The organism is Paracoccus sp. SY (assembly GCF_002901215.1).
In the GTDB taxonomy this organism is placed as follows: domain Bacteria; phylum Pseudomonadota; class Alphaproteobacteria; order Rhodobacterales; family Rhodobacteraceae; genus Paracoccus; species Paracoccus acridae.
This window is the reverse complement of the sequence record NZ_NWMQ01000022.1, coordinates 26,750-50,710: the sequence shown is the minus strand read 5'-3', so window position 1 is coordinate 50,710 and position 23,961 is coordinate 26,750. Positions and strand designations below refer to the sequence as shown.

The window sequence follows — 23,961 nt, the reverse complement described above, 5'->3', positions numbered from 1 at the left end:
AGGCCGCAAAGGTCGATCTCTGAAGGAAAGCCCTCTACAGTCGTTTCCGCAACAACACGGATGACACCATGACCGACCTGACCTTGTCCCTCGCCCAGGATCTTGCGGAACGCTGCCTCCAAAGGGCGCAAGAGCTTGACCTGAACCCCCTGACCGTCGCGGTCCTTGATGCCGCCGGCAATTTGAAGGTTCTGCTGCGCCAGGACGGCACCAGTTTCCTGCGGCCCGAGATCGCGCAGGGCAAGGCGCGGGGCGCCATCGGCATGGGCCTCGGCTCTCGGGCGCTTTACAAGAGGGCGCAGGAACAGCCCTATTTCATCCAAGCCATGAATTCCCTTGCGGGGGGCAGCCTTGTCCCGGTTCCGGGCGGTGTCCTGATCCGCAAGGACGGCGTCATCATCGGCGCGATCGGGATCACGGGCGACAGTTCGGACAATGACGAAGCCTGTGCCGTCCATGCGATCGAAGCGGTCGGCCTGACCGCCGATCCGGGCTGAAACGATGGTTTCCCTCGGCATCCGGCCTGACTATACTTTCACCGGAACATGCATGTGAAGAGGTCCAGCATCGTGGCAGGCAATGAGCAACGGCAAGCCCGTCCCCCATTCGCTCGCGCCACGCTGCACAGCCAGATCGCCGAAGAACTTCGCACCATGATCGTGGACGGGAAGCTGGCGCCAGGCCAGAAGATCCCGGAAAAGGAGTTGTGCGAGGCGTTCGACATATCCCGGACGCCCTTGCGCGAGGCCTTGAAGGTCCTGGCCACCGAGGGCCTGGTCGAGTTGCTGCCGCAGCGCGGGGCGCGGGTCAGCGTCATCACCGAGGCCGAGCGGCAGGAACTGTTTCCCATCATCGCCGCGCTCGAGGCACTGGCGGCCGAACTGGCTTGCAGGAACATGACCGATGCCGAACTGGCCGAGTTGAAGGGCCTGCACAGGCAGATGGTTGCGGCCTATGACAGGCGGGACAACCTGGAATATGCCAGGCTGAACCGGAAGATACATCTGTCGATCTTCGAGGCAGCCCGGAACGGCGCGCTTCAGATGCTTTACAGCAATATGGAGTTGAGGATCAGGAACATCCGCCACACCGTGCGGCAAAGCGACGAGGACTGGGCGCGCGCCGTGCAGGATCACGAGAAGATCCTGTCCGCCCTTGAAGCACGGGACGAAGGTCTTTGTGCCAAGGTCCTGCGGGACCACGTCATGCGGACGGCGGATGCGGTGCGTGACGCGCTGTCGGTGGCGGGATTGGCGACATCCGGCGGGACGTGAAGGCCGCATCCGAATTTTGTTGATGTCATTCCCTGTCACCTCGATTGCATGCAATTTTTGCGGCATAATAGGGTTGACGTAATGCAACTGACGGATCGACGATGCATCTCGATAACGGCCTAAAGCGGTTTGCAGCCACGACGATGCATGACGAGATCGTCCAAAGGCTGCGGTACTGGGTCAACGAAACAAGCCTGCCTGCCGGGGCCAAGGTGCCGGAACGGGAGCTTTGCGAGGAATTCGGGATCTCGCGGACACCGATGCGAGAGGCGCTGAAGGTGCTTGCGGCTGACGGCCTGATCGAGCTTCTTCCCAATCGGGGGTCGAGGATCAAGGTTCTGACGCGGGCAGAGGTTGCCGATCTGATGGACCTCATGGCCGGTCTCGAGGCTCTTGCCGGCCGTCTTGCCTGCGAACGGATCACCGACGAGGAATTCCAGCGCATCGAACAACTTCACCAAGAAATGTACGCCAATTTCCTGCGAGGAGACCGCCCCCGTTATTTCCAGTGCAACCAGGCCATCCATGAGGCGCTGTTTTCAGCCGCCGGAAATGCTGCGCTTGATGCCATGGCCCGGTCGCTTCAGATGCGCCTGCGGCGCGCACGCTATACAGCCAGCAGCGATGCCCAGGGCGAACGCTGGCGCGAGGCAGTGCGAGAGCATGAGTTGATCCTGGACGCCCTGAGGAAAAGGGACGGTGCAGCGATTGCAACGGTCCTCTTTGCCCATCTGAGAAGCACCCGCGACGCGATCCTTCGCCAGATCGCGGAGTGACTGCCAACGCAAAAATGAATTCATTATTGAATTCATTTTGTGATGTGCTAGGGTTGCCTCAAGATCCTGTCCTGACGGACATGAACCTGTTCCCAACGAAAGCTTGGCCCATGAACGCACCTGCCAATCGCACCATGCCACCGGCCGCGCAGGCCCTGACGCGTCAGCGGGACCTGGAAACTGCGCTTGGCCGGGAAATGGAAGGAGAGGTTCGTTTCGACAGCTTCACCCGTGGCCGTTACGCGACCGATGCCTCGATCTATCAGGTCATGCCGAAAGGCGTGGTCTTTCCGAAGCACGAGGCCGATATCCAGGCAGCGTTGGCGACTGCCGCGGCGTATGACGTGCCGGTCATTGCAAGGGGCGGGGGGACGTCCCAGAACGGCCAGCCGATCGGGAACGGGCTGATTTTGGACATGTCCCGGCACTTCAACGGCGTCACGGATTACGATCCCGCGTCGCGCACGGTGCGGGTCCGGCCCGGCACCGTCCTGAACACCCTGAACGACTTTCTGCGCAAGGATGGCCTGTTCTTTCCGGTCGAGCCTTCGACGGCCTCGCGCTGCACCATCGGGGGGATGTGCGGAAACAACTCCTCCGGGGCGCGGTCGCTGCGCTTTGGCAAGACCGTGGACAATGTCCTGGCCATGGACGGGATGTTTCACGACGGCGAACGGTTCTCGCTGGGCACGGGGCCGTCTTTCGAGGGCATGTCCCCGCGCACGCGCGGGATCATGGAACGGCTGACTGCGCTTGCCCGTCTGCACAGGACCGATATCGAGACGATCTTCCCCAAGGTCCAGCGGCGGGTCGGCGGCTATAACCTGGACGAACTGCTGCCCGAACAGCCGAACTATTCGCATCTGCTGGTCGGGTCCGAAGGCACGCTGGCCCTGACCACCGGCGTCACCCTGAAGCTTTCGACGCTGCCCCGGCACCGGGTGATGGGCGTATGCCACTTCCCCGGCTTCCGCCAGGCGATGGAGACGACCCGGCACATCGTCGCCCTTGATCCGGTTGCGGTCGAACTGGTGGACAACAACGTTCTGGTCCTGGGGGCCGACATTCCCCTGTTCGTCAAGACGCTTGGCGACATCACCCGGGGCACGCCGAACTGCCTGCTTCTGGTGGAGTTCGCGGGCGACGATCTGGACGCCCTGAAGCGCGATCTGAAGCGGCTTGACCAGTGCATGTCGGACCACGGCTTCCCGGATGCCGTGGTCGAGGTGATCGAGCCCGCGCGCCAGAAGCCCGTCTGGGAAGTGCGCGAGGCCTGTCTGAACATCATGATGTCGATGAAGGGCGACGGCAAGCCGGTCTCCTTCATCGAGGACTGTGCCGTCCCGCTGGAACATCTGGCCGACTATACCGATGCGGTGACCGATGTCTTCGCGAAGCACGGGACGGTGGGAACCTGGTATGCCCATGCCTCGGTCGGCTGCCTGCACGTCCGTCCGATCCTGAACATGAAAGAGGAAGACGGTGTTCGCAAGATGCGCGCCATCGCCGAGGAAACCGCCGACCTGGTGCGGAAATACAAGGGTTCCTTTTCTGGCGAACATGGCGACGGCATCTCGCGGTCCGAATTCGTCGAGCCGATGTTCGGCGCCAAACTGACCCGCGCCTTCGAAACGGTGAAGGACGAGTTCGATCCCCAGAACCGGCTGAACCCCAACAAGATCGTCCGGCCGCTGAAGATGGACGACCGCAGCCTGATGCGGTTCATGCCCGGCTATGCCGCCACCGAACCGCGCAAGACCGCGCTCGACTGGTCGGACTGGGGCGGTTTCGGTTCGGCGGTCGAGATGTGCAACAACAACGGCACCTGCCGCAAGCTGGCGGGCGGGACCATGTGCCCGTCCTATCGGGCGACGCTGGACGAACAGCATCTGACGCGGGGCAGGGCGAATTCGCTGCGGCTGGCCATATCGGGGCAGCTTGGACCCGACGCCTTCACGTCCCGCGACATGAAGGAAACCTTGGACCTTTGCGTGTCCTGCAAGGGCTGCAAGCGCGACTGCCCGACCGGCGTGGACATGGCGCGCATGAAGATCGAGTTCCTGCACCATTACCATGCCAAGCACGGCTTGCCGCTGAGGGAACGGCTGATCGCCCATCTTCCCCGATACGCCCGCTATGCCAGCTGGCTGGCGCCGCTTCTGAACCTGCGCGACCGTATCCCGCTGTTGGCCAAGTTGTCGGAACGGATGATCGGTTTCTCGGCGCAGCGCAGCCTGCCGAAATGGCGCCGTCCCTGGAAGGAAACGAACCGCATTGCCCGGCCCGACGATGTCCTTGGGGATGGTCGCGACCTTGTCCTGTTCGGCGATACGTTCAACCGTTATTTCGAACCCGAGAACCTGGATGCGGCGATGCGGGTGCTGATCGCTGCGGGCTATCGCCTCCATCGGGTCCAGCCGACATCGGGCGGCAGCCGCCCCATGTGCTGCGGCCGGACCTATCTTGCCTCGGGCCAGACGGATGCGGCGCGCCTTGAGGCCAAGCGGACGCTGGATGCCCTGCGGCCCTTTGTCGAACGCGGCGCCCGCGTGATCGGGTTGGAGCCGTCCTGCATCATGGGCTTCCGCGACGAGATGACGGCCTTGCTGCCTGCAAGCGACACGGGTTTCATCCAGGGCAAGGCCCTGTTGTTAGAGGAAATCTTAGCGGCCGACCTTCGCGCCGGGCTGATCGACATTCCCTTGGCGGATCAAGGCGGCCGGGTGGCCCATCTTCACGGCCACTGCCACCAGAAGGCCTTCGCCGCGATGGGTTCCGTCGAGACGGTTCTGCGCAGCGTTCCCGGCCTTGACGTGAAGGTCATCGAAAGTTCGTGCTGTGGCATGTCGGGGGCCTTCGGCTATGCGACCGAGAACATCGAGGTGTCGAAGAAGATGGCGGAACTGTCGCTGCTGCCTGCGGTGCGGAAAGCCGGTGCGGAAGACCTGATCGTCGCGGACGGGACCAGTTGCCGTCACCAGATCCACGACGGCACGGGCCGGGATGCGATCCATGTCGCCCTTGTTCTTGACCAGGCTTTGCGAAAAGGGTGATCTGCACGTTCTGGAAATAGTTTCCAGATGCAGCGGAGCGCGGCATGAGCGACAGAAGAACCCGGCTGGCCCTGAACGGGTTCGGGCGCATCGGACGAACCATCCTGCGCATCCTTGCGCAGGGTGGATATGACGATCTGGATGTGGTCCTGATCAACGATATCGAGGCCTTGGCGGATTGCGCCTATCTGTTCGAATATGACAGCGTCTTCGGCCCGTGGCCCGGCCGGGTTGAAACGGCCGGGAATGCCCTTGTCGTGGATGGCCGATCCATACCGTTCCATTCGGTGCCGGATCTTCGCGAGCTTGACCTGGCAGGGGTGGACATCGTCCTGGAATGCACGGGACTGGCCGGTTCACGGGCCATCGTCGAACGCGGCCTGCGGGCGGGTGCAGGATCGGTCCTGATCTCCGGCCCCTCGGATCAGGCCGACATCACGGTGGTCATGGGCGCCAACCAGGACCGGCTTGAAGGCCAGCGGATCGTGTCGAACGCGTCCTGCACGACCAATGCCCTGGCACCCCTGCTGCGGATCCTGCATGATGCCTTCGGCGTCGTATCGGCGCAGATGACCACCGTTCACTGCTATACCGGCAGCCAGCCCACGGTGGACAAGCTTCGTGGCGATCCGGCGCGGTCGCGTGCCGCGGCATTGTCCATGGTGCCCACCTCGACAAGCGCGGGCAGGCTGATCGACGTCGTGCTGCCGGAATTGGCCGGCCGCGTGATGGCCCGCGCCATCCGGGTGCCGACCGCCAGTGTCTCGTGCATCGACCTCAGCTTCCAAAGCGCGCGCGTACTCGACGTTGCGTCCGTCAATTCGCTCCTGAAGGCCGCGTCGGAAAGTTCGCCGATCATGGGCTGGACGGACAAGCCCCTGGTATCCAGCGATCTTCGGGCCCGTCCTGAATCGATCGTGATATCGGGCCCCGAGACGTCGGTATCCGGCGATTTGGTGCGGGTTTTCGGGTGGTACGACAACGAATGGGGGTTTTCCTGCCGCATGTTGGACATGGCCCGCCTGATGATGAAGGCCAGGAAGGAACATGCGCCAGCGGCCTGTTCCGCTGCCTTCTGATGTCCGACCCGATGTCGCCGTTGTGGGTGTGAGCTGGCCTCGGACGGAAAGCCCTTTCACTCTGCTTTGTTTCTGATGATCACGGGAATGCTTTCGAAGACCTCTGCGCGTCTCATCCCTGCCCCGCATCATCCCCCCGACCGGCGCATCCGCATCGGTCAAAGCCCGGGCATGGGCAAGAAACCGGCAAATAAAGATGTCGCGACGGATGATTTGGCATCGGGCGACTGAACCGTTGGCTGCCCTTGCTCGTTGGCCTGCGATACCATGCAGGGGCAGGGGCAGGGGTGACCATGACGCCAAGATGGCCCGAACGGCTGTGGCTGGTGCGCCACGGGCAGAGCGCCGGCAACGTCGCGCGCGACAAGGCGCATGAGGCGGGGCAGCGCCGCATCGACCTGATCGCCCGCGACGTGGACATCCCCCTTTCGGCGCTTGGGCGCGATCAGGCGCTTGCCCTAGGCCGCTGGTTTGCGGAAGGCGAGGAAGGCGCGCGGCCCAATGTCCTGATGTGTTCGCCTTACCTGCGCGCGCGCCAGACCGCCGAGATCTTCCGGGATGCCGGCGGCTGCCGGCCCACCCTGGCCCTGCGTCTGGACGAGCGCCTGCGCGAGAAGGAGTTCGGCATCCTTGACGGGCTGACGACCATGGGCGTGCGCGAGGAAGAACCGCAGCAGGCCGAGTTGCGCCGGCTGCTTGGCAAGTTCTATCACCGGCCACCAGGGGGCGAGAGCTGGTGCGATGTCATTTTCCGCCTGCGTTCGCTTCTTGACACCGTGGGGCTTCACCATGGCGGCTGCCGGGTCATGATCGTGGCCCATCAGGTGGTGGTCCTGTGCCTGCGCTATATCATCGAGGGGCTGACCGAGGAGGAAATCCTGGCCATCGACGCGGAAGGGGACGTGGCGAACTGTTCGATCACGGAATACTGCTTTGCCGAAACCGAGGAAGGCGATGGCGAGATGAAGCTGCTGCGCTACAACGTCATCGCGCCGATGGTGGCCGACAAGACGCCGGTCACGTCCAACCCGGACGCGATCGCGGGCAGCCGGGGATGAGCGAGGGACCGGTCCCGCTGGACGCCGCATGGCTGCGGGCCCATCCGCTGCCGGTTCATGGCGACGGGGACAAGAACGAGCGCGGTAGGGTGCTGCTGGTCGGCGGCTCGGCGCGGGTGCCCGGCGGGGTGCGCCTGACCGCCGAGGCGGCGTTCCAGTCGGGCGCCGGCAAGGTGCAACTGGCCGTGCCGGACATGCTGGCGATCCCCCTGGGGGTGCTGCTGCCCGAGGCGGGGATGTTCGCCCTGCCCACGGACGAAGCCGGCGAAATTGCGGGCACCGGCCCGGTGGAGGAACTGCTGGACCATTGCGATTGCCTGGCGATCGGCCCGGCCATGGGATCCGCCGACGTGGCAGGCCGGATCCTCGATGCGATCCTGCCCCGGGCCAATGCCTGCAGCGTGATCCTTGACGCAGCCGCGGTGGCTGCGGGCCATGATCGCCTGCCCTTGCTGCGCCGGATGGCAGGCCGGCTGATCCTGACGCCCCATGCCGGAGAGATGGCGGCGCTGACCGGGAAAGACCGGGATGTGGTGACGCAAGACCGTACGAGGATACTTGTGCAACTGGCGCAGGACCTGGGCGCCGTGGTGATCCTGAAGGGGCCGACGACAATGCTGGCGGGTCCAGGGGGCGACACCGCCCTTTATGGCGGAGGCGGGGCAGGACTTGCCACCGGCGGTTCCGGGGATGTGCTGACCGGGATCATCGCGGGGCTGAGCGCGCGAGGACTGGGCGACTGGGAAGCCGCGTGCTGGGGTGTCTGGCTGCACGGCGAAGCGGGCCGCCGTTTGTCCGAGCGACACGGCCCGATGGGATTTCTGGCGCGGCAGCTTCCTGCCGAGATACCAAGCTTGATGCGCGGGTTCTGATTGCCCGGCAATGCCCCTTCTCAGGCAAGGCCATGACCGAAGGCGGGCGACCTATCTGCCGATCCTGAACCCCGAGGCCCGGAAGGGGGCTTGTTCCCCCTTTTGGCGGTTGCACGGCGGCCTGAAGGTTCAGGCCCAGACAGGTGCAGAAGGCCGTTTCGTTCGCCGCCGCCAGGTCGAAGAAGCAAAGGCTGACTGGGACCAACCGCGCGACCTTGATGGCCGCCGTTCAGATCGCTGGCGTGCAAGGACGGCGAAGGACGATGGCACCAAGCGGGGCGAGGCGCCCTTGGCGAAAGGAACAAACCCGTCCGGCCCGGATTGAAGAAGCTTATCGACATGAAGGTCACTTGGCATGTTCCAGCTTGAAACTCCGCTTCTTGAACTGATCGCCCGCGGCGCGTTCCTGTTTGTCCTGTTCATGGTGTTGTTTCGGTTGCTTCCCCGGCGGACGGGCGGCGAGCTGGCGCCGATGGACCTGGTGTTCCTGCTTCTGATCACCGAGGCTGCCTCTCATGCGCTTGGGGATTACAGCTCGCTGGCCGACGGGACGGTGCAGATCGTGACAATGCTGGCGCTGAACTACCTGACCAACCGGCTGTCGTTCAGCTTCAGGTGGTTCGAGCGGTTGATCGAACATGGCCCCCTGCAGGTGGTCAAGGACGGGCAGACGATCCCCCGCAACATGCGCAAGGAGCTTCTGACCCCCGAGGAACTGATCAGCCACCTGCGCCTGAACGGCATCGACCAGATTTCCCAGGTCCGGTCAGCCTATGTTGAAAGCGACGGGCGGCTGAGCGTCGTCAGGATGAACCCAAGCTGAGGCATCCGGCCAGATGTGCGGCATCCCAATACGGCCTGGAAGGCGGTTGACCTTCGCGGGGTGATGCAAGCGATGAACACCCGCGGCCTGTGCGTGACGTCCGTGTCCGGGCGCAGGCGGCGGCAGGGCTGGTGGACCCCGTCGGTCGTCCTTTGGATCTCGCTGACAGGACGCGGCCCTTGATGACGCGCACCGGCCCGGCCTTCGATCCCCCGGAATCCAGCCATGGCCGGGCCGGACGCAGGCCTCAGACAGAAGCCCGAGGAGAGCCGCCGCCGGGTGCGCCGGATCCCCATCCCTTCCGGGGCGCGGCAGCGAAGGCGAACAGGCGTCCCCCGTCATCCTCCCAGCGGGCCAGGCTTTCCTGGCGCGCTCGTTCCTCCCGCGACGGCAGGACGCCGGGGATCGGCACGGCCGGGGCCCTCACAGGTCTCTCCAGGACTGGTACACGTCCCAGACCGGCCCCGGCTTTCGCGCATCCCTGGCCGGAACGGGTCCGTTTGTCCTTGTCAGGCTGGGTCCTTCGGGTCGCCCCGGACGAGGCGGCGGACCTACAAGTTCATCGACCACCTTCTGGATGTCGTTGCGCGTCAGGCCGATGTCATCGAGGAGCCGGTCGTCAAGCTCCTGCAGCGTCCTGACGGCCCGCTGCTTCTGCCAGCGGCACAGCGCCGCTTTCACCCGCCGGCCCATGGCTGCGGTCAGATTGATGGTGCCTTGATTGCGGAATGGCATCCGCGTGGCAAGTTGGTTCGTGGTGGATGGATCATGCGACATTGCGACCTCCTGTGTCATCGGGGTCGTTACCGGTCAGCCCTGCCCGTCGATGTAACGACCATGCTTCCATGAGCATCGAAGAACGGCCGCCGCGATCCCGCGCCCTGCCGCCTCGTTGCCAGATGATGTGGTGAATTCCGTCCCCCCGCAGTGGCCACCGATCACGGACCGGCCGCCTGCGGGGTCAGCCGCGGTTCAGGAGTGGCCCCCTGAAGCCCGGCAAGGGCCGGCTATGCTGCAAGACGATAGGCATGAACCACATATGGGAAGTTCAGCATCAATGTTCAACATGTGGTGGGCATTCCGGCATCGTGGATGTCCTTGCGGGTCAAGGCCATCCCGGATGAAGCCTTCGCCCTGGCTGGACCGCACTTTGTAAGCGGTCCTTCCTCCTGGCGGCGCCCTTTCACTTGCCTCGATGAACCCGGTCCAACCGGCTAACGTCCATCGACCTTCTGCAGGGCGAGATTGAAATAGCTGTCCATGACGCGTTTCAGGGCTGCCTGCGGGTCCGTGTGATTTCCCCACAGCCGCGCATGGTCCATGTCTTGCAGCACGACAATGCCCAGCGTCAGTGCCCGCATTGTCAGCAACACTTCGGCAACGTCGATGTCGGCCTTGATGAGGCCTGCGTCACGGGCGCGTTCCATCATGGACTGCGCAAGATCATAGATCGCCGAGGAAAACCGACCCACCTTGTGTTGCGACAGAAGGGCAACGGCTGCGGGGCTTACCAGCAGGCGACCGCCCGTCGGATTGTCGAAGAACCATTCGACATAGGCGTGGGTCATGGCGCGAAGCTGGCCGATGATGTCATCGGACGGCACGGCCGTTGCGCGACGCGACAGATGGTCCGTCAGAAGCACCATCTGCTGTTCGACAACCGCCATGCTGAGTGCCTGATCATCGGCAAACCAGGCTTGTGCCTTCTGCAGCGGGACGCCAGCCTCCTGCGCCGCGCGTGCCAGTTCAGGCAGAGGTGCGATCCGGGCCATCTGCTCGGCCGCGCATTCCAGCAGGTGATCATAAGGGCGCTTTTCAGAACATTCCTGCATTGCGATCAATCCCTTCGTTCCCGTGCCGATATCTTCGGGCGTTCCCCCGGAAAGAATAACCACTATCGCTTAAGATGAGTGGAAAGCCAAATGATCGCGGGACAACATGGCGGGCTTCTGCGCCCAAAAGAGGTTCAGTCAACGGGCAACGTGAAGCCGGTCTTGACCCGGTCGATGACGACCATGGTCTTGAATCCCTTGATGTGCGAGTTCTCGTAAAAAAAGCGGCGCGTGAATTGTTCATAATCGGCCATGTCGCGTGCGGTCACGACCAGGATGAAATCCGCCTCTCCGGTCACGTAATAACCCGTCATGATCTCGGGCGTTTTCCTGATCGCCGCCTTGAAGCGGTCGATGATGTCGGCCCGCTCGCGTTCGAGGGACACCTGAACCAGCACCTGCACCGGGCGGCCAAGGGCTTCGGGCGCGATGATCGACACATCTGCCTCGATCACGCCTTCGGCCCGCAACCGCCTGAGACGCCGCTGGCAGGCTGTCGCGGAAAGGCCGACCAGTTCACCCAGTTGTTCGGTCGGAAGGCGGTTGTTTTCCTGAACCGCCTGAAGAAGGCGGCGGTCGATACTGTCCAAGTCCATGACGTGAATCCATGCATCAGGTGTCGGATGCGCAGTTTTTCTGCGTGTGGTTCTGCATTTCGCAGAAAAACGACTGCTGCAAGCCGATATCATCTTGGTAATCCGGCGTCACCTGCCGATCATCTGACATCAAGGATTCCCATGAGCCTCGACATCCGCGACATCGCCGACATGGACCGCCGCAGCGTCCTTCATCCCTTTACGCAGCTGAAGGATTTCGCGACGGGCAAGACGGGCGATCCGACGATCGTCACCGGGGGCAAGGGCATCCGCATCCAGGACGCCAAGGGCAACCAGTTGATCGACGCCTTTGCCGGGCTTTACTGCGTCAATATCGGCTATGGCCGCGACGAGGTGGCCGAGGCGATCAGCCGCCAGGCCTATCAGCTGGCCTATTACCACAGCTATGCGGCCCACACGACCGAGGAGCTTGCCCGCCTGTCCGACCGGCTGGTCCGCATGGCGCCGGGCAAGATGAGCAAGGTGTTCTATGGCATGTCGGGATCGGATGCCAACGAGACCCAGGCAAAGCTGGTCTGGTATTACAACAACCTGCGGGGCAAGCCTGGCAAGAAGAAGATCATTTCCCGCGAACGCGGCTATCACGGCTGCTCGGTGATTTCCGGTTCCATGACGGGGATGAGCTTCTATCACGATCACATGGACCTGCCGATGGGCCTGATCAAGCACACCGGCGCGCCGCATCATTACTGGGGCGCCGAGCCGGGCGAGACCGAGTTGCAGTTCTCGGCCCGCCGCGCGCAAGAGCTTGAGGATCTGATCCTGCGCGAAGGCCCGGATACCGTGGGCGCCTTCATCGGCGAGCCGGTCTTGGGAACGGGCGGCATCACCCCGCCGCCCGAAGGCTATTGGGCCGCGATCCAGGCGGTGCTGCGCAAGCATGACGTCCTGCTGATCGCCGACGAGGTGGTGACCGGTTTCGGCCGCACCGGCGCCATGTTCGGCAGCATCCAGTACGGGATGGAGCCGGACCTGATCACCGTCGCCAAGGGCCTGACCTCTGCCTATGTCCCGCTGTCGGCGGCCATCGTGGGCGAGAAGGTCTATCAGGTCATGGAGGACGCCGCGGATCGGATCGGGTCGTTCTCGCATGGCTATACCTATTCCGGCCATCCCATCGGCGCGGCCTGCGCCAATGCCGTGCTGGACATCGTCGAACGCGAGGATCTGCCGGGCAATGCGCGGATCACGGGCGAATACTTCCAGGCGGAGCTGCGCAAGGCCTTTGCCCAGATGCCGATCGTGGGCGAGGTGCGCGGCGTCGGTCTGATGGGGGCGGTCGAGTTCGTCGCCGACCGGGAGAAGAAGACCCGCTTCGATGCGGGCCTGAAGGTCGGCGCGCGGATTTCTGCGGCCGCCCGTGCCCGCGGCCTGATTGCCCGCGCCATGCCGCATGGCGACATCCTGGGCTTTGCGCCCCCCCTTGTCGTCACGCGCGAGGAAGTGGACCAGATCGTCGGCCTGGCGGCCGAGGCCGCGCGCGAGGTCATGGACGAGCTTGCGGGCGAAACCGCGCTCGCCTGATTGCAGATGCCTTCCGGCGGGGGCGCCACGGCGTCCCCGACCGATCCCCGTCCTGCGGTTCCTTCGAACCCGCAGTCGATGTCTTGCACCCTTTGACAGGTCACAGGAGCCGATGGTGAACTCCATCTCGCCTTTCGCAACCACCGACATCACCGTCCGCAACCCGTTTTCCGGCTTGCCCGTCGGTGCCGTCGCACAGAATTCGGCAGCCGATGCCGGGATGCTGCTGGACAGGGCCCGCCGCGGGGCGATCCTGGCCCGCGACCTGCCACGCCATCGGCGTGCCGAGATCCTGGAAAACGCAGCCGACCGCATCAGGGCCGATCTCGAGGTCCATGCCCGACGGATCACCGCCGAAGCTGGCAAGACCATCCGCCAGGCCCGCAAGGAGGTCCGGCGCTGCGTCAATACCCTGAAGCTTTCTGCCGAGGAAGCCCGCCGCAATGCGGGCGAGGTCGTCCCCTTCGACGCCTATGCCGGATCCGAATCCCGCATGGGCTGGTTCAGCCGCGAACCCTTGGGGATCATCCTGGCGATCACGCCCTTCAACGATCCGCTGAACCTTGTCGCCCACAAGCTTGGACCAGCCATTGCGGGGGGCAATGCCGTCCTGCTCAAGCCGTCGGAACTGGCCCCCTTGTCGGCCTTGTCGCTGGTGCAGGCGCTGATCGACGCGGGCCTGCCCGACGAGGTCGTGACCACCGCAGTCGGAGGGGCGGACCTGGGCGCAGCCCTTGTCGCGGCGCGCGAGGTGCGCATGGTGTCCTTCACCGGCGGCTTCCGCACCGGCGAGGCCATCGCCCGTGGCGCGGGGCTGAAGAAGCTCGCGATGGACCTGGGCGGCAACGCGCCCGTCATCGTCATGGCGGATGCGGATCTGGACCACGCTGTCGAGGCATTGGTTTCCGGCGCCTTCTGGGCTGCGGGGCAGAACTGCATCGGCACGCAGCGGATCCTTGTCGAACGGCAGGTCTATGACACGTTCCGCGACCGTTTCGTCGCCCGTACCGCCCGGCTTGTCGCGGGCGATCCCTTGCTTGAAACCACCGATGTGGGGCCGATGATCTCCGACGTTGCGGCCGAACGTGCGGAAGCTGCCGTTGACGCGGCCCTGGCCCTTGGCGCGCGTGTCCTGACCGGGCACCGCCGCGAAGGCGCCGTTTACGCGCCGACCGTTCTGGAAAATGTGCCGCATGAAGCGGCCATCTGGTCCGAGGAAGCCTTCGCCCCCATCGTCACGCTGGAGCCGTTCGACAGCTTCGACGCGGCGATCGAGATGGCCAACGCCATCGACTTCAGCCTGCATGCGGGGATCTTCACATCCGATCTGGGCCTGGCCCTGGACGCTGCAAGGCGGATCGAAGCGGGGGGCGTGATGGTGAACGACTCGTCGGATTACCGCTTCGATGCGATGCCCTTCGGGGGGTTCAAGCATGGCAGCATGGGCCGCGAAGGCGTCCGCTTCGCCTATGAGGACATGACCCAGCCCAAGGTCGTCTGCATCGACAGGGCCGTGGCCGGCCGGCATCGGCGCGGGCCGGCCTGAAACCAGCACAAATTCACTTCAATCGGGGGAATTCACCGAAATACATCGCTGGTCAGGCCCGCAGAAATCATGTCATTATGCCCCATGCATCTTCGGCGTGGATCATGATGACGTCCTGGCTTCCCAACCCCGCGACCCTGCGTCGTCCCGCCTATCAGTCGTTGGCCGACCAGTTCGCGCAGGCGATCGCCAAGGGCATCGTCGCGGCCGGCGCCCGCCTTCCGCCGCATCGCAAGCTTGCCGATGATCTTGGCCTGTCCGTCCAGACCGTGTCGCGCGCCTATGAGGAACTGATCCGACGCGGCCTTGTGGTCGGAGAGGTGGGGCGCGGATCCTTCGTGCTTTCCCCGGCGTCGGAAAATCGCGCGCCCTATCTTGCCCAGAGAGAGGCCGCGCTGATCGACCTGTCGATCCTGAAGCCCGTCACCGAACGCAGGCATGTCGAGATATTCCGCAAGGGCCTGCACTGGGTGGCGGACAACCTGACCGAATCGGCGGCCCTGGCGTTCCGGCCAAGTTCGGTCATGCCTGGGCACAGGCAGATCGCGGCGGACTGGCTGGGGCGGAACGGTCTGGATGTGGCGCGGGACAACATCACCATCACCGATGGCGCAACTTCGGCCGTCACCACAGCCGTGATGAGCGCGGTTCCCGCAGGGGGCACGATCGCGGCGGCGACCCTGACGCACCACCTTCTGATCCCCCTGTCCAAATACCTGGGCCTGCACCTTGAAGGGCTGCCCTTCGACCGGGACGGCATCCTGCCCGACGCCCTGGACCATCTGGCCCGTAAGGGCAGCCTTCACGCGGTTTACATACAGCCTTCCGCGATCAATCCGATGGCCATCGTCAGCAGCCTGGAACGCCGCCGCGAACTGGTTGAGGTCGCCCGCCGCCACGACATCCAGATCATCGAGAACGACATGCTGAACAGCATGATCGAGCATCGTCCGCCGCCCGTTGCCACCTTGGCGCCGGAACGCGTCCTTTATGTCAACGGCTTCACCAAATCGACGCTGCCCGGCCTGCGCGTCGCCTGGCTGGTTTCCCCGCCGCGCATCGCGCTTGCGACCGCCAACCGCCATCTGGTCACGAACTGGATGGCGACGCCCGCGATGGTGGAACTGCTCAGCCACTGGATCACGGACGGCACCGTGGACCGGCTGATCCTGTGGCAGCGCGAGGCGCTGCGCGAACGCCACCGGATCGCGCAGGAGGCTCTGGGCGAGGCATCCTTCCACGCCCACCCGCAAAGCCTGCACCTCTGGCTGGAATTGCCCCCTGGCAGCAACGAGGATGATTTCGTAGCCCAGGCGCGGCGTCGCGGCGTCGCGGTGGCCTCGGGCGGGGCCTTTCGGATCGACGACCGCGGGCGGCGCGATGCGGTGCGCATCGCCCTGGGCTCCACCAGTGCCAGCGACCTGCGCAAGGGTCTTTCGCTGGTGACGGACTGCCTCGGCAGCGCGGCCGAGCCGCTGCTTCCGCTGATCGGCTAGGCAGAGGCCCAGCTAAAATTGATATGATATTATTTTCTGTATTGACCTGATTTAATCCAGCGTCAAAGGTCGCGGTGACAGCCAGGGGGATATCTTGGACCAGCCGATCATCCGCATCCAGAACCTTCGGAAGTCCTTCGGGACGCTGACCGTCATCGACGGCCTCGACTTCGACGTCATGAAGGGCGAGAAGCTGGCCCTGATCGGCCCGTCGGGGTCCGGCAAGACGACGATCCTGCGTATCCTGATGACGCTGGAGGATATCTCGGGCGGCCGGATCGAGGTCTGCGGCGAGCCGCTTTACCACATGACGAAGAACGGTGCCGAAGTTCCGGCCGACGAGGCCCACCTGCACAAGATGCGCCGCCACATCGGCATGGTCTTCCAGCACTTCAACCTGTTTCCGCATAAATCCGTGCTGCAGAACATCGCCATGGCGCCCATCCTGACCAAGGGCGAAAAGCGCCCCGATGCGGAACGCCGCGCGCGCGAATTGCTGGACATGGTGGGTTTGGCCGACAAGGCCGACTACATGCCCAGCCAGTTGTCGGGCGGCCAGAAGCAGCGGGTGGCCATCGCCCGCGCCCTGGCCCTGCAGCCGCAGATCATGCTGTTCGACGAGGTGACCTCGGCCCTTGACCCCGAACTGGTCGAGGAGGTGCTGGAGGTGATGAAGCGCCTGGCCAATGAGACCGACATGACCATGCTGCTGGTCACGCATGAGATGGGCTTTGCCCATGATTTCGCCGACCGCGTGCTGTTCTTCGACAAGGGCCGCATCGTCGAACAGGGCCCGCCTGACCAGATCTTCACCGCGCCGCAAGAGGACCGCACGAAGTCCTTCCTGCGCAAGATCATCGCCGCCGGACAGCGCGTGTGATGGACACCCAACAGGAGAGAACGATGAAACCATGCCTGATCGCTGCCGTTCTTCTGGCAGCCCCGCTTCCCGCCCTTGCCGACAAGCTGGACGACCTGAAGGATGCGGGCACCGTCCGCATCGCCATCGGCAACGAGCCGCCCTTCACCGCCATCGGCGCCGACGGCAAGGTCTCGGGCGCCGCGCCCGATGTGGCGCGCGCGGTCTTTGCCGCGCTTGGCGTCGCGGATCTGGAAGCCTCGATCCTGGATTACGGCGCGATGATCCCCAGCCTTCAGGCGGGCCGCGTCGATGCCATCACGGCGGGCCTGTTCATGAAGCCCGAACGCTGCGACGCGGTGGCCTATTCCGAACCGATCCTCTGCGATGCCGAGGCGCTGCTGCTGCCAGCGGGCAACCCCAAGGGCTTCCAGTCCTATGAGGATTTCGCCAAGGATCCCGAAGCCCGCCTGGGCGCCCCGGGCGGCGGGACCGAGGAAAAGCTGGCCCTTGACGCCGGCGTTCCGCGCGACCGGCTGGTCGTGGTGCCCGATGCGCAATCGGGGTTGAAGATGGTGCAGGACGGCCGGATCGACGCCTATTCGCTGCCGGTCCTGTCGCTGAACGACCTGCTGGCGAAATCGGGCGACGACAAGCTGGAAGTCTTTGCCCCGGTCGTGGGCGCCCCTGTCTATTGCGACGGCGCCGCCTTCAACAAGCGCGACACGGACCTGCGCGACGCCTTCGACGTGGAACTGGCCAAGCTGAAGGAATCGGGCGAGTTCGCCAAGATCATCGAGCCTTACGGCTTCTCGGCCCAAGCCGCGATCTCGACCAACCGCGAGACGCTCTGCGCGCAGGAATGATCAAGGGGGCGGGACCGGATCCCGCCCATCCATCCGACAGAAGAAAGGCGGCATCGGCGCATGGGCGACTGGTCTGGATATCTGACGCTTATCCTTCAGGGGGCATGGGTGACCATCAAGCTGACCCTGATGGGGTCGGCCCTGGCCCTGGTGGTGGCGTTTGTCGCAGGCCTTGGCCGCATCTCGCGACTTGCCGCGCTGCGCTGGCTGTCCACCGCCTATATCGAGTTCTTCCGGGGCACCTCGATCTTCGTTCAGTTGTTCTGGATCTATTTCGTCCTGCCCATGACCGGCCTCTGGGCGCCCACGCCGATGCAGGCCGGGGTGCTTGCGCTTGGGCTGAATGTCGGCGCCTATGGGGCCGAGGTCGTGCGCGGCGCGATCCTGGCCGTGCCGCGCGACCAGTACGAGGCCTGCATCGCCGTCAACCTGACCCGTTTCCAGCGGATGCGCCATGTGATCCTGCCGCAGGCGCTGCCGCTGATGCTGCCGACCTTCGGCAACAACGCCATCGAGCTTCTGAAGGCCACGTCAGTCGTGTCGCTGATCTCGCTGGCCGACATGACCTTCCAGGCGCAGGTGGTGCGGTCCCAGACCGGCAACACCCTGCTGCCCTTCGTCACGATCCTGGTGCTGTATTTCGCAATGTCCTCGGTCCTGTCGCTTGCGATCCGCAGCTATGAACGGCGCGTGACGCGCGGCCTCGACGGGGTGCGCTGATGGAATGGGATTGGGACTTCGCCTGGTCGATCCTGCCCCAGCTTCTTGCGGGTTTCCGGGTCACGCTGATCGCGACCGCGCTTGGCGCCGTGGTGGCCGCGGTGCTGGGCCTGGTCTTTGCCATCCTGCGACGGTCGCGCAACCGTGCGGTCGCACGCACGACCGGCTTTGTGGTCGAGTTCATCCGGGGCACGCCGCTGCTGGTGCAGCTTTACTTCATCTTCTATGTCCTGCCCGATCTGGGCATCCGCCTGCCTGCCCTGACGGCGGGGGTGATCGGCATGGGTCTGCATTACGCCACCTATACGGCCGAGGTTTATCGCGGCGGGATCGAGGCCGTGGCCAAGGGCCAGTGGGAGGCCGCGAAGGCCACCAACCTGACCGCCCGCCAGACTTGGATCCATGTGATCCTGCCCCAGGCGGTGCCGCCGATGATCCCGGCCATGGCGAATTACCTGCTGGCGATGTTCAAGGAAACGCCGCTTCTGTCGGCCATCACGGTGCTGGAACTGATGAACCAGGCCCGTTCCGTCGCCAACAGTTCGTACCGTTATGTCGAGCCGATGACCATGGTCGGCGTGATGTTCCTGATCGTCAGCGTGATTTCGGTGATCGGGCTGCGCTGGCTGGAACGCCACTATGGAAGGGTCGGCAAATGACCGTGCTGGATCTGCCGCTGACGCTGGACGACCGCCCGCTGCCACGCCGCGTGGGCCTGGTGACGCTGGCGACCGACCACACGACCGAGGTCGATTTCGCCGCCCTGCCGTCGCGCGGCATCGGCGTCTATGCCACGCGCATCCCCTTTGCCAATCCGGTCACGCCGGACACCTTGGCGGCGATGGCGGGGGACGTGATGCGGGCGGCGGCGCTGATCCTGCCGGACGAGCCGCTGGACGCCGTGGTCTATAGCTGCACCTCGGCATCGGTGGTGATCGGCGACGACCGGGTGCGCGCGGCGATCCGGGCGGGCAAGCCGGGGGCGGAACCGATCACGCCGATCTCGGCGGGGTTCGCGGCGCTGCGGGCGCTTGGCGCGGACCGGATCACGCTGCTGACACCCTATACGCCGCCAACCACGCAGCCGATGGCCGAGTGCTTCGAAGACGGCGGGTTCGTGCTGCAAGGCCTGTCTTGCCTGAACATGACCGACGACCGCGCCATGGCCCGCCTGTCCCACGGGACGATCATCGAGGCCGCCCGCGCCGCCGTGGCGCCCGGCAGCCAGGCCCTGTTCATCGCCTGCACCGCAGTTCGCGCCGCCGGGATCGCGGCGCGGATCGAGGATGCGGTGGGCCTGCCCGTCGTCTCCGCGAACCTTGCCACGCTTTGGTCGGCAATGCGGGCCTGCGGGGACAAGGGCGCGGCCCTTCCCGGTCAGTTGATGAGGCTGGCATGACCGTCACCCTTGACGACATCCGCGCCGCCGCGTCCCGCATTGCAGGGCATGTGGTCCAAACCCCGCTGGTCGAGGATACGGCCCTGTCGGCACGTCTGGGTCGGCCTATCTGGCTGAAATGCGAACACCGCCAGACCACCGGCGCCTTCAAGCTTCGCGGGGCGGCGAATGCGATCCTGTCGTTGCAGGGAAAGGTGCGGGGGGTGGTGACGGCCTCGACCGGCAATCACGGACGCGCGGTGGCCCATGCGGCGCGGATGCTTGGCGTTCCGGCGACCGTTTGCCTGTCCCGGCTGGTGCCCGCGAACAAGGTCCAGGCGATCCGCGATCTGGGCGCCAGGGTGAGGATCGTCGGCAACAGCCAGGACGAGGCCATGGCCGAGGTCGCGCGCGCCGTCTCCGAGGAAGGCCTGACCGAGATTCCGCCCTTCGACCATCCCGCCGTGGTGGCGGGGCAGGGGACCATCGGCCTTGAGATCGGCGCCCCCGAGGCGGTTCTGGTGCCGCTGTCTGGCGGCGGTCTTGCGGCGGGGATCGCGGTCGCCATTAAGGCGCTGTCTCCCAGAACGCGCGTGATCGGCCTGACCATGGAAAACGGCGCGGCCATGGCGGCCAGCATTCGCGCCGGCCATCCGGTCGAGGTCACCGAAACCGCCAGCCTGGCCGACAGCCTGGGCGGGGGGATCGGGCTGGGGAACCACGTGACATTCCCGCTGTGCCGCGACCTGCTGGACGAGGTGATCCTGCTGACCGAAGCCGAGATCGCCCAGGGCATCCGCCACCTGGGCCGCGCGGGCCATGTGGTCGAAGGCGCGGCGGCGGTCGGCACGGCGGCACTTCTGACCGGGAAATTCGTTCCCGCCGGGCCCACGGTCACCATCCTCTCGGGGGCCAATATCGACCCCGTTCTGCACGCGCGCGTCATGGCCGGCACCTCGGAGGCCGCATGAGACCGCCGGTGAAGATCCTGACCGAAACCGATCTGCGCGCGCTTGTGCCGCTGGACACCGGGGCCGTGGCCTGCATCCGCGACGCCTTCGTGGCGCTTGCGACCAAGTCCGTGGCCATGCCGCCGATCATGCGGCTGGACATTCCCGAACATCGCGGAGAGGTGGACGTCAAGACGGCCTATGTGCCTGGCCTGTCTCATTTCGCCATCAAGATCTCGCCCGGTTTCTTCGGCAATCCGGCGCTTGGCCTGCCATCGACCAATGGCATGATGGTGGTCCTTTCCGCCACCACCGGCCTGGTCGAGGCGCTGCTGCTGGACAACGGCTGGCTGACCGATGTGCGCACCGCCGCCGCAGGGGCCGTTGCCGCCGATGCCCTGGCCCGCAAGGACGCGGTTCGGGCGGCGATCCTGGGCGCGGGGATGCAGGCGCGGATGCAGTTGCAGGCCTTGACGCTGGTTCGGCCGCTGACCGGCGCGACCGTCTGGGCGCGCGATCCCGCCAAGGCGCGGGCCTTTGCCGAGGAAATGACCGCCGCCCTGTCCATCCCCGTCGCCGCCGCCGCGACGGTGAAGGATGCAACGGCAGGGGCCGACATCGTCGTCACCACCACGCCCGCGACCTCGCCCATCCTGCACCGCGTCGCGCCGGGCACCCATGTCACCGCCATGGGATCGGACGCCGAGCACAAGAACGAGATCGCCCCAGGCCTTGTCGCCGCCGCCCACTACGTCGCCGACCGGCTGTCGCAGACCCGCGCCTTGGGCGAGTTGGCCCATGCCGGACTGCAGGGCAATTTCCCGGAACTGGGCCAGATCCTGGCGGGGCAAGCCCCCGGTCGCACCGACGACACGCAGATCACCCTGGCCGACCTGACCGGCACCGGCATCCAGGACACCGCCATCGCCACCCTTGCCCTGGTCCGCGCGGCCAAGGCGGGGGCTGGCCAGACCTTCACCCCTTGAAAGCAACCCCGATGACAGATGTCGCACTGAAATTCACGCGCGAGGAATACGCGCAACGCCTTGCCAAGACCCGCCGCGCGATGGAGGCGAAGGGTGTCGATCTGCTGATCGTCACCGATCCGTCCAACATGAACTGGCTGACCGGCTATGACGGCTGGTCCTTTTATGTCCACCAATGCGTCGTGGTCCCGCCGGACGGAGAGCCGATCTTCTTCGGGCGCAGCATGGACGCGGTCGGCGCGCGCTTCACGGCTTACCTGACTGATGCCAACGTCATCGGCTATCCCGACGATTATGTCATGAACACCCAGAAGCATCCGATGGACCTGCTGTCGCAGATCCTGACGGACAAGGGCTGGGGGGCGAAACGCATCGGCGTCGAGATGGACAACTATTGGTTCACCGCCGCCGCCTTTGCCGCGTTGCAAAGGCACCTTCCCGACGCGCGCTTCAGCGACACGACGGGACTGGTGAACTGGCAGCGGGCGGTGAAGTCGCCGACCGAACTGGACTACATGCGCAGGGCAGGCGCCATCGTCACGAAGATGCACGAACGCATCTTCGAGAAGATCGAGCCTGGGATGCGCAAATGCGACCTGGTGGCCGAAATCTATGACGCGGGGATCCGGGGAACCGACGGCTTCGGCGGCGACTATCCGGCCATCGTACCCCTGCTGCCCTCGGGGCGAGAGGCGGCGGCCGCGCACCTGACCTGGGACGACCGGCCGATGCGCGCGGGCGAGGGGACCTTCTTCGAGATCGCCGGCTGCCACAACCGCTATCACGCGCCCTTGTCGCGGACGGTGTTCCTGGGCAAGCCGCCGCCGGTGTTCCTGGATGGCGAGAAGGCCGTGCTGGAGGGCATGGAGGCCGGGCTTGAGGCCGCCCGCGCGGGCAATACCTGCGAACAGTTCGCAGGCGCCTTCTATGCCATGCTGAAGAAATACGGCATCATCAAGGATGGGCGCACCGGCTATCCGATCGGGGTCAGCTATCCGCCGGACTGGGGCGAACGCACCATGTCCCTGCGTCCCGGCGACAAGACGGTGCTGGAACCGGGCATGACCTTCCATTTCATGACCGGCCTCTGGTCCGACGAGATGGGGCTGGAGATCACCGAATCCATCATCATCACCGAAGGCGCGCCCGAGCTGCTGGCATCGGTCCCCCGCAAGCTGTTCGTGAAGGACTGAGGCCATGTTGCAGATGCAGCTGACGCCGTCGCCGATCACGGCGACGGTGGATTTCTCGGCCGCCGGGGTCAGCCACGGCTTCCTGCGCCTGCCCTATTCCCGCGACGATGCGGCCTGGGGGTCGATCATGACCCCCATCACGGTCGTCAACAATGGCGAAGGGCCGACCGCGCTGCTGACGGGCGCGAACCATGGCGACGAATACGAAGGGCCGATCGCGCTCTTCGACCTGGCCTCGACCATCAGGGCCGAGGACGTGACCGGGCGCATCATCATCGTGCCCGCGATGAACTATCCGGCCTTCGGGGCAGGGACGCGGACATCCCCCATCGACAAGGGGAACCTGAACCGCAGCTTTCCGGGCCGCCCTGACGGCACGGTCACGCAGAAGATCGCGGATTACTTCCAGCGCGTGCTGCTGCCCATGGCCGATGTGGTGCTGGATTTTCATTCGGGCGGCAAGACGCTGGATTTCCTGCCCTATTGCGCGGCCCATGTCCTGCCCGACAAGCGGCAGGAGGCGCAGTCCTTTGACCTGGTGCGCGCCTTCGGGGCGCCCTGGTCGGTCAAGATGCTGGAAATCGACGCGGTCGGCATGTACGACACCGCAGCCGAGGAGATGGGCAAGACCTTCGTCACCACCGAACTGGGTGGCGGCGGCACGGCGACCGCCCGCACCGCAGGGATCGCCAAGCAGGGGTTGCGGAACCTGCTGGTCGCCGCAGGGGTGATGAAGGGCGAGGTTGAGGCGCAGCCCACGCAATGGCTGGACATGCCCGACGAGGATTGCTTCACCTTCGCCGAGGATGGCGGGTTGATCGAATTCCTGGCCGACCTGGGTGACACCGTCAGCCAGGGCCAGCCCGTCGCCCGGATCTTTCCCGTGACCCGCACCGGCCTGCCGCCCGTCACCGTCCGGGCCCGTCGGTCGGGCCTGATGATGGCGCGGCATTTCCCCGGGATCGTCAAGCCCGGCGACTGCGTGGCGGTCATCGGCGTCGAGGTCGAGGAAGGCTAACCGGCCAACTCCTCGGCTGCGGGCTGGCAACCCCGCAGCGG

At 65.2% G+C, this 23,961-nt stretch carries 24 protein-coding genes; 21 read left to right on the top strand and 3 right to left on the bottom strand.

From position 1 onward, the window contains the following. Positions 1 to 68: 68 nt before the first annotated feature. From CK944_RS15080 to CK944_RS15040, 9 genes are all read left to right on the top strand, one after another. Positions 69 to 497, top strand: a complete 429-nt coding sequence (locus tag CK944_RS15080) for a heme-binding protein (RefSeq protein ID WP_103173894.1) — start codon at positions 69 to 71, stop codon at positions 495 to 497. A gap of 72 nt (positions 498 to 569) precedes the next feature. Beyond that, positions 570 to 1,274 carry a GntR family transcriptional regulator gene (locus CK944_RS15075; protein WP_205049050.1) on the top strand — a complete coding sequence of 235 codons (705 nt, stop codon included), beginning with the start codon at positions 570 to 572 and terminating at the stop codon, positions 1,272 to 1,274. A 143-nt stretch (positions 1,275 to 1,417) separates the two neighbouring features. After that, positions 1,418 to 2,050, top strand: a complete 633-nt coding sequence (locus CK944_RS15070; RefSeq protein WP_205049049.1) for a GntR family transcriptional regulator — start codon at positions 1,418 to 1,420, stop codon at positions 2,048 to 2,050. 110 nt (positions 2,051 to 2,160) lie between these two features. Further along, positions 2,161 to 5,103, top strand: a complete 2,943-nt coding sequence (locus tag CK944_RS15065) for an FAD-binding and (Fe-S)-binding domain-containing protein (protein ID WP_103173891.1) — start codon at positions 2,161 to 2,163, stop codon at positions 5,101 to 5,103. Positions 5,104 to 5,147: 44 nt separating this feature from the next. Further along, positions 5,148 to 6,182, top strand: a complete 1,035-nt coding sequence (locus tag CK944_RS15060; protein WP_103173890.1) for a type I glyceraldehyde-3-phosphate dehydrogenase — start codon at positions 5,148 to 5,150, stop codon at positions 6,180 to 6,182. Between the two features lie 75 nt (positions 6,183 to 6,257). Further along, positions 6,258 to 6,413, top strand: a complete 156-nt coding sequence (locus tag CK944_RS23260; RefSeq protein ID WP_158248016.1) for a hypothetical protein — start codon at positions 6,258 to 6,260, stop codon at positions 6,411 to 6,413. A gap of 62 nt (positions 6,414 to 6,475) precedes the next feature. Next, positions 6,476 to 7,240, top strand: a complete 765-nt coding sequence (locus CK944_RS15055; protein WP_103173889.1) for a histidine phosphatase family protein — start codon at positions 6,476 to 6,478, stop codon at positions 7,238 to 7,240. Further along, positions 7,237 to 8,112 carry an NAD(P)H-hydrate dehydratase gene (locus CK944_RS15050; protein ID WP_103173888.1) on the top strand — a complete coding sequence of 292 codons (876 nt, stop codon included), beginning with the start codon at positions 7,237 to 7,239 and terminating at the stop codon, positions 8,110 to 8,112. Before CK944_RS15055 ends, CK944_RS15050 begins: the two co-directional genes overlap by 4 nt. A 355-nt stretch (positions 8,113 to 8,467) precedes the next feature. Next, complete coding sequence (locus tag CK944_RS15040) at positions 8,468 to 8,935, top strand: DUF421 domain-containing protein (RefSeq protein ID WP_103173886.1); 468 nt, start codon at positions 8,468 to 8,470, stop codon at positions 8,933 to 8,935. Between the two features lie 423 nt (positions 8,936 to 9,358). Here the strand turns inward: CK944_RS15040 and CK944_RS15035 are convergent, their stop codons facing one another. The 3 genes from CK944_RS15035 to CK944_RS15025 all read right to left on the bottom strand — a co-directional run bounded on the left by CK944_RS15035 (position 9,359) and on the right by CK944_RS15025 (position 11,363). Further along, positions 9,359 to 9,712: a DUF1127 domain-containing protein gene (locus CK944_RS15035; RefSeq protein WP_239986089.1), complete on the bottom strand. Its 354-nt coding sequence runs from the start codon at positions 9,710 to 9,712 to the stop codon at positions 9,359 to 9,361. A gap of 437 nt (positions 9,713 to 10,149) precedes the next feature. Next, entirely contained in the window at positions 10,150 to 10,767 is a 618-nt protein-coding gene (locus CK944_RS15030) for a hypothetical protein (RefSeq protein ID WP_103173885.1), read from the bottom strand. A gap of 134 nt (positions 10,768 to 10,901) precedes the next feature. Then, entirely contained in the window at positions 10,902 to 11,363 is a 462-nt protein-coding gene (locus CK944_RS15025) for an Lrp/AsnC family transcriptional regulator (RefSeq protein WP_103173884.1), read from the bottom strand. 141 nt (positions 11,364 to 11,504) lie between these two features. On the opposite strand from CK944_RS15025, the gene CK944_RS15020 reads away from it, so the two are divergent. The 12 genes from CK944_RS15020 to doeB all read left to right on the top strand — a co-directional run bounded on the left by CK944_RS15020 (position 11,505) and on the right by doeB (position 23,920). Further along, positions 11,505 to 12,908: an aminotransferase gene (locus CK944_RS15020; protein WP_103173883.1), complete on the top strand. Its 1,404-nt coding sequence runs from the start codon at positions 11,505 to 11,507 to the stop codon at positions 12,906 to 12,908. Positions 12,909 to 13,020: 112 nt separating this feature from the next. After that, positions 13,021 to 14,454 carry an aldehyde dehydrogenase family protein gene (locus tag CK944_RS15015; protein WP_103173882.1) on the top strand — a complete coding sequence of 478 codons (1,434 nt, stop codon included), beginning with the start codon at positions 13,021 to 13,023 and terminating at the stop codon, positions 14,452 to 14,454. 104 nt (positions 14,455 to 14,558) lie between these two features. Beyond that, positions 14,559 to 15,950 (top strand): PLP-dependent aminotransferase family protein, encoded by a 1,392-nt coding sequence (locus tag CK944_RS15010; RefSeq protein ID WP_239986088.1) that lies wholly within the window; start codon positions 14,559 to 14,561, stop codon positions 15,948 to 15,950. A 94-nt stretch (positions 15,951 to 16,044) separates the two neighbouring features. After that, a complete protein-coding gene (gene ehuA, locus CK944_RS15005) occupies positions 16,045 to 16,830 on the top strand; it encodes an ectoine/hydroxyectoine ABC transporter ATP-binding protein EhuA (protein ID WP_103173881.1) in 786 nt (261 codons plus the stop codon). A 23-nt stretch (positions 16,831 to 16,853) separates the two neighbouring features. Beyond that, positions 16,854 to 17,675 carry an ectoine/hydroxyectoine ABC transporter substrate-binding protein EhuB gene (gene ehuB / locus CK944_RS15000; RefSeq protein WP_239986087.1) on the top strand — a complete coding sequence of 274 codons (822 nt, stop codon included), beginning with the start codon at positions 16,854 to 16,856 and terminating at the stop codon, positions 17,673 to 17,675. Between the two features lie 60 nt (positions 17,676 to 17,735). After that, entirely contained in the window at positions 17,736 to 18,395 is a 660-nt protein-coding gene (gene ehuC / locus CK944_RS14995) for an ectoine/hydroxyectoine ABC transporter permease subunit EhuC (RefSeq protein WP_103173879.1), read from the top strand. Next, the gene (ehuD, locus tag CK944_RS14990) at positions 18,395 to 19,054 is read left to right on the top strand and encodes an ectoine/hydroxyectoine ABC transporter permease subunit EhuD (RefSeq protein ID WP_103173878.1); all 660 of its coding nucleotides are present in this window, start codon (positions 18,395 to 18,397) and stop codon (positions 19,052 to 19,054) included. Before ehuC ends, ehuD begins: the two co-directional genes overlap by 1 nt. Continuing rightward, a complete protein-coding gene (locus CK944_RS14985) occupies positions 19,051 to 19,794 on the top strand; it encodes an ectoine utilization protein EutA (RefSeq protein WP_103173877.1) in 744 nt (247 codons plus the stop codon). Before ehuD ends, CK944_RS14985 begins: the two co-directional genes overlap by 4 nt. After that, a complete protein-coding gene (gene eutB, locus CK944_RS14980; RefSeq protein ID WP_103173876.1) occupies positions 19,791 to 20,744 on the top strand; it encodes a hydroxyectoine utilization dehydratase EutB in 954 nt (317 codons plus the stop codon). Before CK944_RS14985 ends, eutB begins: the two co-directional genes overlap by 4 nt. Continuing rightward, positions 20,741 to 21,709, top strand: coding sequence for a cyclodeaminase (locus tag CK944_RS14975; RefSeq protein WP_103173875.1), 969 nt, complete (start codon positions 20,741 to 20,743; stop codon positions 21,707 to 21,709). Before eutB ends, CK944_RS14975 begins: the two co-directional genes overlap by 4 nt. 11 nt (positions 21,710 to 21,720) lie before the next feature. Next, the gene (gene doeA, locus CK944_RS14970; protein WP_103173874.1) at positions 21,721 to 22,902 is read left to right on the top strand and encodes an ectoine hydrolase DoeA; all 1,182 of its coding nucleotides are present in this window, start codon (positions 21,721 to 21,723) and stop codon (positions 22,900 to 22,902) included. A gap of 4 nt (positions 22,903 to 22,906) precedes the next feature. Then, on the top strand, positions 22,907 to 23,920 hold the full coding sequence (gene doeB, locus CK944_RS14965) for a N(2)-acetyl-L-2,4-diaminobutanoate deacetylase DoeB (RefSeq protein ID WP_192877766.1): 1,014 nt from the start codon (positions 22,907 to 22,909) through the stop codon (positions 23,918 to 23,920). Positions 23,921 to 23,961: the final 41 nt, after the last annotated feature.